At 49.8% G+C, this 12,793-nt stretch carries 10 protein-coding genes; 2 read left to right on the top strand and 8 right to left on the bottom strand.

Annotation, left to right across the window (positions count from 1 at the left end; all coding sequences use genetic code 11):
• Positions 1 to 12: 12 nt before the first annotated feature.
• The 4 genes from EFB08_RS05390 to gyrA all read right to left on the bottom strand — a co-directional run bounded on the left by EFB08_RS05390 (position 13) and on the right by gyrA (position 5,064).
• Positions 13 to 576, bottom strand: coding sequence for a DUF4136 domain-containing protein (locus EFB08_RS05390; RefSeq protein WP_123125898.1), 564 nt, complete (start codon positions 574 to 576; stop codon positions 13 to 15).
• A 79-nt stretch (positions 577 to 655) separates the two neighbouring features.
• Positions 656 to 1,054, bottom strand: coding sequence for a methylglyoxal synthase (locus EFB08_RS05385; RefSeq protein WP_123125897.1), 399 nt, complete (start codon positions 1,052 to 1,054; stop codon positions 656 to 658).
• 158 nt (positions 1,055 to 1,212) lie between these two features.
• Positions 1,213 to 2,364: a tetratricopeptide repeat protein gene (locus EFB08_RS05380; protein ID WP_123125896.1), complete on the bottom strand. Its 1,152-nt coding sequence runs from the start codon at positions 2,362 to 2,364 to the stop codon at positions 1,213 to 1,215.
• 60 nt (positions 2,365 to 2,424) lie between these two features.
• Positions 2,425 to 5,064: a DNA gyrase subunit A gene (gene gyrA / locus EFB08_RS05375; RefSeq protein ID WP_123125895.1), complete on the bottom strand. Its 2,640-nt coding sequence runs from the start codon at positions 5,062 to 5,064 to the stop codon at positions 2,425 to 2,427.
• A 458-nt stretch (positions 5,065 to 5,522) separates the two neighbouring features.
• Here gyrA and EFB08_RS05365 point away from each other — a divergent pair, with 458 nt between their 5' ends.
• The gene (locus EFB08_RS05365; RefSeq protein WP_123125893.1) at positions 5,523 to 6,290 is read left to right on the top strand and encodes a hypothetical protein; all 768 of its coding nucleotides are present in this window, start codon (positions 5,523 to 5,525) and stop codon (positions 6,288 to 6,290) included.
• Positions 6,291 to 6,368: 78 nt separating this feature from the next.
• Here the strand turns inward: EFB08_RS05365 and EFB08_RS05360 are convergent, their stop codons facing one another.
• The 3 genes from EFB08_RS05360 to EFB08_RS05350 are packed head-to-tail and all read right to left on the bottom strand — an operon-like array spanning position 6,369 to position 10,512.
• Positions 6,369 to 8,120 carry a M14 family metallopeptidase gene (locus EFB08_RS05360; protein WP_123125892.1) on the bottom strand — a complete coding sequence of 584 codons (1,752 nt, stop codon included), beginning with the start codon at positions 8,118 to 8,120 and terminating at the stop codon, positions 6,369 to 6,371.
• 9 nt (positions 8,121 to 8,129) lie between these two features.
• Positions 8,130 to 9,791: a M14 family metallopeptidase gene (locus EFB08_RS05355; protein ID WP_165864808.1), complete on the bottom strand. Its 1,662-nt coding sequence runs from the start codon at positions 9,789 to 9,791 to the stop codon at positions 8,130 to 8,132.
• Between the two features lie 22 nt (positions 9,792 to 9,813).
• Positions 9,814 to 10,512 carry an HD domain-containing protein gene (locus EFB08_RS05350; RefSeq protein ID WP_123125890.1) on the bottom strand — a complete coding sequence of 233 codons (699 nt, stop codon included), beginning with the start codon at positions 10,510 to 10,512 and terminating at the stop codon, positions 9,814 to 9,816.
• A 415-nt stretch (positions 10,513 to 10,927) separates the two neighbouring features.
• Between EFB08_RS05350 and EFB08_RS05340 the strand changes: the two genes are divergently transcribed.
• Complete coding sequence (locus EFB08_RS05340; RefSeq protein ID WP_123125888.1) at positions 10,928 to 12,025, top strand: BamA/TamA family outer membrane protein; 1,098 nt, start codon at positions 10,928 to 10,930, stop codon at positions 12,023 to 12,025.
• A 103-nt stretch (positions 12,026 to 12,128) separates the two neighbouring features.
• On the opposite strand, the gene EFB08_RS05335 is transcribed toward EFB08_RS05340, so the two are convergent.
• Positions 12,129 to 12,788, bottom strand: coding sequence for an OmpA family protein (locus EFB08_RS05335; RefSeq protein ID WP_123125887.1), 660 nt, complete (start codon positions 12,786 to 12,788; stop codon positions 12,129 to 12,131).
• Positions 12,789 to 12,793: the final 5 nt, after the last annotated feature.

The following is a 12,793-nucleotide window of genomic DNA, read 5'->3' as shown; positions in this document are numbered from 1 at the left end:
TTTTCCTTCCTCTTATTTGGCAGTTGGTAATAGTGAACTGAAAAGTTTTTCTACACCTTCAGTGATCTTTTCCTGTACCTTCTCGGCTTTTCTGGGAACCACTGCTTCTGCTTCGGAACTCCAGACAAGAGCATTCTGGGCGTTGTTCACCAGATGCACCGATATGGTGCCTTCTTTGTAACGGCCAACTTCTACTTCCTTGCTTTTCCAGGAGTACCGCCGCTGCCCTGAATAATACGGGGCATCTGTTCTGAAATCTGTTTGGCGGGTTTGGGTCTTCTCTGCCACCACAATACCTAGATTCACCAATAAGTCCGGGTTTGTGGACGTTTGGGTTAAACCCCGTTGCTCCAGTTGCCGGCTTACTTCCCTTTGGAATAAAGCCAAGTGTTCAGCCGGGATTTCAATGCTATCTCCTACGGCCAAGGCATTGTCTTGGGCAAAGCCAAAAGTCTTGTACGAAGTCAAATTAAAATCCGGAGCCGCTTGGGTATTCATCACCTTAATAGAACTACTACAGGCATTTAGAATAATCGCCAGCAGAATTGCCAAAGGTATCCATCTATTTTTCTTCATCACGATCAACCGTTAGTACATCTAAGTAATGTACTGGATTCAGTAGATTTGGTTTGAAGTGACCCGAAAAGATGAATAATCAGGAAATTCTGTTTTGACCCTGTTCTAACTCAAAGCCTTTTACCAACAGCCTGGCAGTAGCCGGATTAGTAGCCAGCGGCACATTATGGAGATCGCAAAGGCGCATTAGCATCTGCACATCGGGTTCATGCGGGTGTTTGCCCAACGGATCTCGAAAGAACAGCACTGCATGCACCTTCCCTTCCGCTACCAGGCTTGCTATCTGAGCGTCACCGCCTTTAGGACCCGAGAGCAGCTTCTTCACCTTAAGCCCGATCTGTTCTACATATTGCCCGGTGGTACCGGTGGCTACTAATTTGGTTTTCTGGAAGAGGACTGAATGGTCTTTCACAAAGGCTACCATTTCTGCCTTTTTTCCGTCATGCGCGATAATTGCAATGGCTTTTTCGGCTGGCATAAATCAAAATTTTACTCAAGATAAAACTAGTTTTGAAAGTGTTCTAACCTTATAGAGTTTTCCGTCTTTTTGGTTTCGTTTTAGGCCTGTTTTGGAAAAAGGGCATAAAAAAAGGGGCTCCCGTATGAGCCCCTTTTTTGAAGTATATAGTGAGGGAATTACAGAGTCTGCAACAAAGCATCCATGCGCTTGGCATCGGCGGTTTTGTCAAGAGCAGTGTAAACTTTCAGAAGTGACTGAACAGTAGTACGGTCTTTAGGCTGTACTTTCAAAGCACCTTCAAAGTAAGGCATGGCTTGGGCGAAGTACTTCTTAGCTTCGGCCTGAACTGCCTTACCGCTCTTCTGGTACTCGGCCAGGCTCATTTTGTTGGCTTTGTTGTTCAGGTTCGCGCCTTTGTTGAAGTAGTAAACCCCCAGGTTGTACTGAGCATCGAAGTTGTTTGGGTCAATTTCAGCAGCTTTCTGGTAAGACGCCAGTGCCTCCTCTGGTTTCTTCAGTCTCTCCAGGATGTTTCCGCGCACAGTGTACAGGTTGGCATTGGTGGGATCTGCTTTGATGGCCGCATCCAGTTTGTCCATGCTTTCCTTCTCACGGCCTGATTTCAGGTACAGGTCAAGTTCCTGTAACATGAAATCACGGTTGTTAGGGTATTTGGCGCGGGCTTTCTCCAACACAGCCAACGCCTCTTTCTCATTCTTCTCTACGTTGTTCGCAATGTACAGCAACTGACCATATACGGCCGCAGAAGCCAAGTTCTTATCTACTAACTGGGTGTACAGTTGTTTGGCAGAGGCATAATCCTCAGCACCGGCCGCTGCGTAAGCGGCATAGATGTACGCAGTAGTGTCTTCTGGCTTGTAGGTGATCGCTTGCATATACGCCTTTTGGGCATCGGCAAACTTCTTGTTGTTGTAGTGCTCCACACCCGCATTCAGGGCGAAGGCATACATGTTGTTCATCAGAGCTTCTTTGCGCTTGTTGGCTTCCTCAGTGAACTCCTTTTTCTTGGTTTCCAGGGCTGGAACTTTAGAGAACGCCTCATACGCCTGCTTAGAAGCCTCGGCTGGGTCCATCAGTTTACCATAGACAGGGTGATTAGCCATATCTGAGTAAATCACTCCTTTGTAATACCAGGCTTTGGCATTGTTGGCAGTTTTCTCGTGTACTACGGCTTTGTCAATTTCTTCTTTTGCCTTATCTAACGTACCTTTTTGCTGGTACATGATGGCATTGGTGACCGCAGAAGTTTGTGCAAATGCCAACTGCATGGAGAGCACCGCTGCTGCTGTTAAAAGAAACTTTTTCATTGTTTTCTTTAAATTAGGGGTTGTTTGTGTTGTTTTATGTTAAACTAGAAGGATAAAAAATTAGTTCTCACTTAACGTATCCGGGTCCAGAAGATCTGAGGAGGTTTCCGGATCAATCACATCGTCTTCCAGTTCTTCCTCTTCTTCTACATCGTCTTCGGCAATCGGGTCAATCAAATCCTCCGGGTTTAAAGCTTCATCAAGCGGAACTTCCGATGCCGGTAAGTCAGACTCATTCAGCACTACTTCCGCCTTGTCTTCTACCTCAATCTTGGCTACCGATGAGATTTCATCTCCTTCGTTCAGCCTGATCAAACGTACGCCTTGTGATACCCGACCAATGATTCTTAAATCAGCCACCCGTAACCGGATAGTGATACCAGAACGATTGATGATCATGAGGTCATCGGTGTCAATAACTCCCATGATGGCTACCAGATGACCGGTTTTCTCGGTGACGTTCAGGGTTTTCACCCCTTTACCCCCGCGGTTAGTGATCCGGTACTCTTCCAGTGAGGAGCGTTTTCCGAAGCCTTTTTCAGAAACCACCAATAAATTGGTATCTGGGTTGTGTACACAAACCATACCAACAACTTTGTCATCTTCGCCAGCCAGCGTAATACCCCTTACCCCGGCGGCAGTACGTCCCATGGTACGTACTTTCTCCTCGTTGAACCTTACAGCACGGCCAGAACGCAAAGCAATGATCACATCATTGGCTCCGTTGGTCAACTGAACGTCCAGCAAGCGATCGCCTTCGTTAATGGTGATGGCCTGAATACCGGCTTGTCTTGGTCTTGAATAAGCCTCCAGAGGCGTTTTCTTGATCGTGCCTTGCTCGGTACAGAACACCAGGTAGTTGTTCAACACGTAATCTGGGTTCTTAAGTCCGCTTACGTTGATTACGGCGCGTACCTTGTCTTCCCGCTCAATGTTGATCAGGTTCTGGATGGCGCGGCCCTTGGTGGTTTTTCCGCCTTCGGGTACCTCGTATACTTTCAACCAGAATACTTTCCCTGCCTCGGTGAAGATGAGCAGGTAGTTGTGGGTACTGGCGATGAACAAGTGCTCGGTGAAGTCGTCTTGCTTGGAAGTAGCGGCTCCTCTTGAACCAACCCCGCCCCTGCTTTGGCTGCGGTACTCGGTCAATGGGGTTCTTTTCACGTATCCTTCGTGCGAAATGGTGATCACCATGTTCTCATCCGGGATCATGTCTTCCAGGGAGATGTCGCTTGACATCATCTCAATAGAGGTGCGGCGTTCATCACCGTAGCGGTCTCTGATGTCAGAAAGCTCCTGCTTGATGATTTCCATCCGGAGGCCTTCATCTGCCAACACATTGATCAGGTAATCTATGAGTTGTTTCAGTTCAGCGTATTCTTTCTCAATTTTGTCACGCTCCAGACCAGTCAAGCGCTGTAGACGCATCTCCAGAATAGCACGGGCTTGGATATCGGAAAGCTGGAAACGCTCAATCAAACCGGCACGGGCAACCTCAGGGTCACGCGATGCCCGGATAAGGTTGATCACTTCATCCAAGTTGTCCAAAGCGATAAGCAAACCTTCCAGAATGTGCGCGCGTTTGCGGGCTTCCTCCAGTTCAAACTCGGTTCTCCGGATTACCACCTCATGACGGTGCTCCACGAAGTGCTTGATCAGGTCTTTCAGGTTGAGCGTCATCGGACGGCCACCCACCAGAGCCACGTTGTTTACCCCGAAAGAAGACTGTAGTTGGGTGTATTTGAACAGGTTGTTTAACACCACATTGGCAACGGCGTCACGCTTCAGGTCATATACAATGCGCAGACCCTCGCGGTCAGATTCATCGCGCAGGTCAGAGATGCCTTCTATTTTCTTCTCGTTGATAAGAGCGGCGGTTTTCTCAATCATAGCCGCCTTGTTCACCATGTAAGGGATCTCGGTGACAATGATCTGGTCTTTGCCGGTCTTGGTGGTTTCGATAACGGCTTTCGCACGCACGATTACGCGGCCCCGACCGGTCTCAAACGCGTTCTTCACACCGTCATACCCGAAGATGATACCACCTGTAGGGAAATCCGGAGCCGTGATGTATTTCATCAGCTCGGCCACGGTGATTTCTGGGTTGTCAATGAAGGCGATGGTGCCGTTCACTACCTCGGTCAGGTTGTGGGGCGCCATGTTGGTGGCCATACCCACCGCAATACCGGAGGTTCCGTTTACCAGCAGGTTTGGGAATTTCGCCGGGAAAACGCTAGGCTCTTTGAGCGAGTCGTCAAAGTTGGGAACGAAGTCTACCGTGTTTTTCTCCAGATCGGCCAAAAGTTCATCGGCGATGCGCTTGAGGCGGGCCTCGGTATAACGCATAGCCGCCGGGGAGTCACCGTCAATGGAACCGAAGTTGCCTTGTCCGTCTACCAAGGGGTACCGGAGTGACCAGGGCTGGGCCATCCGGACCATGGTGTCATATACAGAGGAGTCACCGTGCGGGTGATATTTCCCCAGAACCTCTCCTACAATCCTGGCCGATTTCTTGTATGCTTTGTTATAGGAAACTCCTAATTCAGACATCCCATACAACACGCGGCGGTGCACTGGTTTAAGGCCGTCCCGCACATCCGGAAGAGCCCGGGAAATGATTACGGACATTGAATAGTCAATGTACGCCCCGCGCATTTCGTCTTCTATGTTGATGGGAATTATCCGCTCGTTTTCTGCCATTTTACTTCAATAGAGCTTAATATTAGTACTATTTATAAGCCTGCAAATTACGAAAAAAGATAGTGATTTGCTAATTTTTGGACTTCTTACGGCTACTCTTTCCGTCCAATTCTTTTTGCATTTCCTTGGAGGGTTTCTGAAGCTTCTCCCCTATTCTGGGATTCTGTTTTTTGTACCATGGCATACCCCTGTACTCTCCCTCGCCGTGGCGGTGCACCATGCGGGTTTGGCAGGAATTAATGGGACAAGCCGGGCGGCATGAAAGGGCTGAAAAAGCCAGAACAAGGGTAAAAAAGGAAAAGGCGTTTTTGTTTACATACTTTATCATGGTGTAAAAATGTCATTTTTTTTTTCGTTTTGAAAAAGCAGAAGAGACAAACCCGCTTAACTTCATTTAATTAATCAACGAAAAAGTATATATTGGTCATTGTTCCTGCTTCTATGTTTAACCTGAATTTATGAAAATTCCTGCCTTAAAAGGTACCGTTTTCCTTGCATTAGGCCTTATGGATGCCTCCATCGCTTTTTCGCAGACCAATGCCCCACTAGGTGCCGCCGCGCAAATGAACCTGGATGCACTGGCTGCAGGAGGGAATTCAGCGACCGTACGCTTGTATGACAACCGGTACGAAGGCCTGAAAGGTAGTCCCTTTTTCATGGATGCCTGGGCTCCTGGACAAATTGAGTTGAAAGCTGGGAATACGGGTAAGACCCAGATCATAAAAGACCTTCAGTTGAAGTATGATGTGTTTTCAAACCTTTTGGTAGCCGTTTCCCCCAACTCTAAAGACACCCTGCAAATAAGTACCTCCCCGGTGATCTCGTTTAGTTTGAATCTGCCTACCGGCGGAAATCCCCTGGAGTTCAGAAGAATCAGTGAAGCGCAGGCGTTTGACCCCACCTTAGCCAATGAGTTCTTTGCCGTGCTGCATGACAGTAAAGACGGGAAAGTGGCCCTGGTGAAAAGAATTGCGAAAAAGAAAGTGGAAGCCAACTTCAAAGGACCTTACAGCGCTGGCCAGACCTATGATGAGCTTGTTAACGAAACCAACTATTACGTGGTAGCAAACGGCAAAATGCAGCGGGTAAAGTTGAACAAGAAGTCCATGGTGGAGGCGCTGCCTAATCAGGCCGATAAGCTGAAGGCGTATATCTCCAGCCAGAAACTGTCCATGAGTTCTGAGGCCGATTTAATCAAAGTAGCCTCCTATTACCAAACCTTGTAATACCAGATCATACCAAAACAGGAAGGGCGGCCAATGTGGCTGCCCTTCTTGTTTTAGAGGTGTTTTAAAGAAATAAGCTTAAAAACGGCGGCTGACCACCCCTCCTTTTCTGCTGTCAATTTCAACCTGAAGGTTAGGTTTGTTCGCGTTTACAATCCAGCGCACTTTGATGAAGCCCATGCCGGGAATGTTAGGGATTTCCAATCTGGCGGGGTTCAGTTTCTGTTCCTTGCCCAAATTAAGGTCGGCGTTTTCCAGGATCATGCCTGCTACCACCGTAGAATCTCGGAGGGCAATGTAGTCAGGGCGTTCAATGCGGTATTTCAGATCCTGGCTGGAGTGTGTGGGAATGATGCGGGTGTTTGCCACGGTCGCGGTAACCTCCGTTAATCCGTTCGAAAGTTTTTTGGTGCTTACCTCCTGAATCTCCAATTGCGGCAGTTGATAGGCTTGGTAAACCGTGAATGCCATGTTGCGGTGCGCGTCCTCTTCCAGCAAAAAGCCCGGGTGCGCCCGTGGGTAGTTCTTCTTGAAGCCTCCTATCTCAATTTTCCCGAAGGTGGGATGGTCAAAAGGTGTCCACTCCACGAACGCATCATTGAACAGCAGCATTTTGTTGAAGTCATATTGCTCCGCTTCCCGTTCTTGCCCGCTGATGCCCTTGCGGTCAAACTGTAGGTACGGAGACATCAACTCATTGGAGAACGTGAAGATGCCTCTTGCCCCATGAAACCAGTCCAACTCACCTCCGAAAGCGGAGTACAGGTCTTTGTACACCACCATGTACGTGTACCCTGGAATAATCTGTTCAGCGTATTTTCCTAGCAGGTCATACACCTGGTTGTCTTCACGGCTGTAGGTATTCTGGTCTTCCTCGGCCCCGGGGCCACGCAGAATCATGCCCCCATTATTGTGGTAACTCTGCGCCCCGGCAATGTTGGGGTGGCGCAACACGAAATCCTTAATGGCTCTGTTTTCTGGGATGGAGAACGGGTATTTGTAGGCGCCACGCTGGATGTAATCAGGTTGCCAGTTCCAAGCCCAGTCACGGTTGGGATCGTAGTAGCCCGGTGGGTCTTCGTTCACCTTGCCGTCTCCATCATTGTCCATGCCCTCGTAGCCCAGCAACTCATATTCGCCGGGTTGGTCAGGTTTGGCCGGAATCAGGCGCAGCGGGTTCTGCGGATCTATGATGTAGCGGCCGTTAGGTGATTTGCGGCGCATGAAGGTGATGTGACCGTCTTTGTTGAGGTCATCGGGCTGGTCTTCGTCTACCAGGCCATCGCCATCGTCATCCAACGGAATCATGCCCGAACGGGGCAAATGGGCGTTGTTGGCGCTGTGCATGAAGTTATTCCGGGCATCTGGGTTGATGGTAGGAAGGATGTAGAACGTCTTTTGCTGCAGCAGTTCCTGGATGAACTTGTTGTCCTGAAAATTCTCCACCAGGTACCAAGCCGTGTAGAGGGCGAACTCAGATCCCTGAATCTCATTTGAGTGGATGTTCCCGTCAATGTACATGGCGGGTTTCCGGTCAGGGTCTCCGGTCTTGAAATCAGAGATGGTAAGCGCCCAGATACGACGACCTTCATAGGAATCCCCTATGGTTTCCATCTTTACCAAGTCTGGATAGGCTTTGGCCAGTTTGGCACAGATTTCGGTTAAGCCATCGTAATCATAATACCTGTTCCAGCTCACCGTCACTTTGGGGTTTTGTGGGGTTCCGGCCGCCCTGAAAACCTGATCAGGGGTTTGGGCTTTCGTTTCCTTAGTGCCTGAGGCTAGTAAACCCATTGAAAGCAGGGCTATGGATAAGATTCTCTTCTTCATGGGCAGGTACTAGCGTAAAAACACTTCTTTGGTTTGTTTACCAGCGGTGGGGCTGTTGGCGATGACGGACACATAACCCTTTCCATTCACCAACCACGAGACTTGAAACTTTTCACCGCCCGCCAGGGCATTGCTCAACTGAATCCGGTTCCCTGACACTAGTTTCTGGTTGTCGCTTAATTTCAGGGTTACTTTCACCTTCTGTACCCAGCGTGACTTGTCGCCAAGTTCAGAATGTGTAGGAAGTGATCCCTGGTTGTATACGTCGGCGGTGATGCGGGTGAGGCCACCGGCCACTTTCTCAGAGGAAATGTTCACGATCTGGAGCGAAGGCATCCATTTGGCGAAGGCGGAGAAAAACTGGAAATGTTTCCGGGCAATGGGCTCCAACAGGCGCACCGGCGGGGTTTGCTTGACATATGGAGCCAAGCCGCCAACTTCTACCTCCTGGTCAGGAAAATCTGGGTGTTTGATGGGTTTCCAGTTCACGAAGGTGCCCGCAATATCATTGGCCTCGGCCCAGCGCAGGAAATTGACATCTTCATGGTCTGAGGGTTCCTGCGGAGTTTTTCCGCCGGTGGTATCTTTGCTCAACTCTGGTTTAGGAGTCCACCAGCTGGGCGTGCTGAAGCTGAACCTGCCGTAATGGAAATACGCCCACTGCAATACATCGCCGGGAGAAGGGGCCACTTTGGGGGCATTTTTCAAACGGGTGGCATTGTTGTACAGCTTAGAGACCTGATCGTTCACGGCGGCGTCTTTCTCCAGCAAACCACTCACAATGCGCTTGGTTGCCTTGGCCCGGTCATACCGTAGGGGTTCCGAAAGCGTGTTGGCCGGTCCGAAAAGAAAGACCGCGTACACGTTTTTGGCTTCGTACATGAAATCGGCGAAAGCTTTGGTCTCTCGCTCAGACATGGGGTGCTCCCCGGCGCCTTCCTGAAAGTAAGGATAATCAAAGGTGAAATTCCGGTTGAACATCACGCCGCCTTCGGGGTCTTCGTTCCACTTGCCGTCTTTGTCGTTGTCGATGCCTTCGGTGTACAGCAGGTACTCGCCTTTTTCGCCTTTAGAGACATCGGCTTTCACCATGACCCTTGGATCTTCTTTGGCCGGACGGAAAGTACCAGTTGGGTTTTTCACCCGCATCATGGTAATAAGCCCGTCTTTGTTCAGGTCTTCATAGGGGTCTTCAAACATGCGTCCATCCCGGTCATCGTCAATGGGTTGAGCGTTGCCCAGGCGTTCCCAGCGTAGTTTTTCATGGTACTGCTCAGAGGCGTCGGGGTTAAGATTGGGAAAGATGTAGAAAGTCTTGGATTGCAGCAGTTCCATAACGGAGTCCTGCAAAACAGCGCCCAGCAGCATCTGCTCAGCCATTTGTACGGCCAGTTCGGTGGTGGCTAGTTGCGTGCCTTCCAGGCCAGCGGCTACCACAATGGCGGGCTTGTTCGCGGCGTTATCGCGGCCCATGGTCAGGAGCCAGATTTCTTTGCCCGTGGCGGTTTTGCCCACGGTGGTGAGCGAGACCAGTTTGCTGTACCGGGCACTCAGTTTCTGTAGGCGGATTGTCAGCTGGCTGTAGCTTTGGTAATCGCGCTGGGCGAAGGCCATAGTGCTGACGCCCGAGAAAGCTATGCCCAAAAAGGCCGCTTTTAACTTCTTGTTCATGAAAAGGTACTTGAAACCAAAACTAACTCTTGGCGGATGTTTCTGTGGGAATGAAGGCGGCTGGCGGTAATTCCTCGCCGTGCCATTCCTGTAAAAACCGCTGCACAAACTGTACCATATAGCCATGGCGTTCCTGAGCGAGTTGTTGACCCGTCTTGGTGGTGAACCGATCTTTCAGAAGGAAAAGCTTCTCGTAGAAGTGGTTGAGCGTAGGGCTCTGATTTTTCTTGTATTCCTCGAAAGAAGCGTGTAAACGCGGCTCCTTGCCTGGGTGGTACATCTCGCGCCCTTTGTGACCGCCGTAGGCAAAAGCCCGCCCAATCCCGATGGCCCCGATGGCATCCAGCCGGTCAGCATCCTGCACCACCTGGGCTTCCAGCGTGGAAGGCGTGGTATCCACCCCGGCCCCCTTGAACGTAACCTCCCGGATGATCTGACAAACTTTCAGAATCAAGTCCTCTGGAGCGCTCTGGGATTTTAGCCATTTCTCAGCTTCCCTGGGTCCGGCTTCTTCGTCGCCGTGGTGGAATTTCCAATCGGCGATGTCGTGCAGCAAGGCTCCAAGTTGCACCACCGTTACATCAACAGGCTCTTTTCGGCCAATGTACAGGGCGTTCTGCCACACCCGTCTGATATGCCACCAGTCATGGCCGGAGCCTTCGCCAGAGAATAGATTTTCTACATGTTGGGCAGTGCTTGCCACCAGTTCTTCCGCATTCATCCCGGAAAACTACTTAAAAATCGGCAAAGCCCCGCCTCGGGAAAACAAGGTCTATGTACAATCCAGTTTAAGAGCCGATTTCCTTAAACCAATGCAAAACCAGCCTTTCCTTTTTGCCAGAACAATTCTGGTTTGCACTGGTTTTAAGAAAAAGAGGTTTAAAACAGTTTTTACAGGCGATAAGGTCACCTTAATTCCTTTACGATTACCAGTAAAGCCGAAGCTTGGAGCAAAACAGATTTCTAAGGATTGCCTGGAAACCCGTTCCAACTCTGAAAGACTAAAAACCTGTCAACTGGTAAATACCTAACGTTTTGCCAGACTAACGCACTTTAAGGACATTGTTATTAAGTATTTATACATATAAATTTCTTTTTATAACGTATAGAGGCGCAGAACCTTAAATTAGAATCCTTTGAAAAAAACGATACTCCTACTGGTATTTACCTCCTTGGGGTTTTCCTCCTTTGGCCAAACAACTGAAGAGGTTGTTGCCCCAGATTCTGTGGCACCCGCTTACCGGAAGTGGAACATCTACCCGGTAGCGTATTACACCCCCGAGACGCAGTTCGGGTTTGGGACCAAAATAGTGCACGTGCGCAAGTCAAAGGGAACCCTGCCCACTGACCGACCGGACCTATATTCCCCTACCCTGGTGTACACCACCCGCAAACAAATTCTTACTACCCTGTCGGCCGATGTTTGGCGCAAACACAATGCCCAGCATCTTTCCGCCCAGGCGGAATACAACGACTATCCTTATTTTTTCTTCGGGATAGGAAACAAAACCCCTGATGAATTGGAGGAGGCCTATACCAGCCGCACCATCAATTTCTTCGGGCAGTTTGAGCAGCAGATTTTCAAAAAGGTCTACCTGGGGGCTCGGTACGAGTTCAAAAAAGAAACCATTCCCGAGGTGGAACCGGAAGGTCAGTTAGCCCAGAAAACCATCATCGGGAGCGATGGGGTTTTGGCCTCCGGTATTGGACCATTGCTCATGGTAGACAGCCGCAACAACGTCTATACCCCTTCTAAAGGGGTGTACCATCAGTTCTCTGCACTTTTCTTCGGGAAGTACCTGGGAGGGGAAGACAATTTCACGCGGTATAGGCTGGACCTCCGGAAGTACATGTCTGGGTTGGGTCCTGGTGTTTTGGCAGTGCAAGGACTCTTCACATTTACCGTGGGGGATGCGCCTTTCCAGTTCCTGGCACCCCTGGGAGGCGTGAACGTGATGCGGGGTTTCCTGGAAGGCCGTTTCCGGGATGAAGACGCCATAGTGGGGCAAGTAGATTACCGCTTTCCCATCAAAGGACGAATTGGAGGAGCGGTATTCGGAGGGGCCGGACAGGTCTCCAAAAGAATCCCCGATTTTGCCATTGACGAGTTCCATTTAGCCGGCGGCGGCGGCTTGCGTTACAAACTGAACAATGAAGGCATGGTGGTACGCGGCGATGTGGCTTTCTCCAACCAAGGCATGTACATTTACTTTTCCTTCGCTGAGGCATTTTAAGCTTCTTTTTGCCAAAACAAACTAAAAACAGGAAGCCGCTGCAAACATCTTTGCAGCGGCTTCCTGTTAAATAAAGGAGCTTGTGAAAAGCTGGTTTAGCTACCTACCGGATGTTTTTCGTTTCCAGCGTTCCTACTTTGGGGAGAATCTGAATCACGAACCTTCTGTCGCGAACATCGCCGGTACGGCCTGCTCCTTCAAAGCCACTGCCCGAGGCAATTAGTTCTATCCTGTCTTTCGGGAATTTAATACCGGCGTTTCTCCAGAACTGCAGCAAAGCCAAGGCTCGTTTGTAGCTTAATTCAAGGGCGTATTCGCGCTGGGTGACGTTACGCGCATCGCCCCGGGGAAAGCTGGCGGCCCTCCCGTCAATCACGATCAGGTATTTGACATCAGCCCCTTTTACTGAGTTTACCACACGGCTCAGTTCCTGCCCTGCTCTCCGCAAGGGAACCAGGGAACGTTGCGGAATAGTGGCGCTGCTTTGCTCAAACAGAACATCTACCAGCAACTCATGCCGTTTGTACCTTTCATTATATTGGAAATAGCGGCTATCTAACCGGGAAAGGGCTGCTTTGATCTCGTCCAGTTTGCGTTTCTCCTGCACCTCTACCTGTAAACGGGCAATATTGCGGAGGTTCTCAGATGATTTATCGGTGAACAACTTAAAACTGAGAACAAACAGCACCAGCATGATCAGGAACAGGGCCGTCATGAGGTCTACATAACTGGGCCAGAAAAAATCTTGGTTTTCTTTGTTCATGGCGT

Origin of the sequence: Rufibacter latericius (assembly GCF_003721515.1) — a bacterium.
GTDB classification, from domain to species: Bacteria; Bacteroidota; Bacteroidia; order Cytophagales; family Hymenobacteraceae; genus Nibribacter; species Nibribacter latericius.
The sequence above is the reverse complement of the archived record's forward strand: the minus strand, read 5'-3'. Positions and strand labels throughout refer to the sequence as shown.

Coding starts and splice junctions, on each gene's coding strand:
- gyrA (WP_123125895.1), bottom strand. CDS start 5,064: ATGGCAGAAAACGAGCGGATAATTCCCATCAACATAGAAGACGAAATG.
- EFB08_RS05350 (WP_123125890.1), bottom strand. CDS start 10,512: ATGAATGCGGAAGAACTGGTGGCAAGCACTGCCCAACATGTAGAAAAT.
- EFB08_RS05355 (WP_165864808.1), bottom strand. CDS start 9,791: ATGAACAAGAAGTTAAAAGCGGCCTTTTTGGGCATAGCTTTCTCGGGC.
- EFB08_RS05380 (WP_123125896.1), bottom strand. CDS start 2,364: ATGAAAAAGTTTCTTTTAACAGCAGCAGCGGTGCTCTCCATGCAGTTG.
- EFB08_RS05365 (WP_123125893.1), top strand. CDS start 5,523: ATGAAAATTCCTGCCTTAAAAGGTACCGTTTTCCTTGCATTAGGCCTT.
- EFB08_RS05385 (WP_123125897.1), bottom strand. CDS start 1,054: ATGCCAGCCGAAAAAGCCATTGCAATTATCGCGCATGACGGAAAAAAG.
- EFB08_RS05390 (WP_123125898.1), bottom strand. CDS start 576: ATGAAGAAAAATAGATGGATACCTTTGGCAATTCTGCTGGCGATTATT.
- EFB08_RS05335 (WP_123125887.1), bottom strand. CDS start 12,788: ATGAACAAAGAAAACCAAGATTTTTTCTGGCCCAGTTATGTAGACCTC.
- EFB08_RS05360 (WP_123125892.1), bottom strand. CDS start 8,120: ATGAAGAAGAGAATCTTATCCATAGCCCTGCTTTCAATGGGTTTACTA.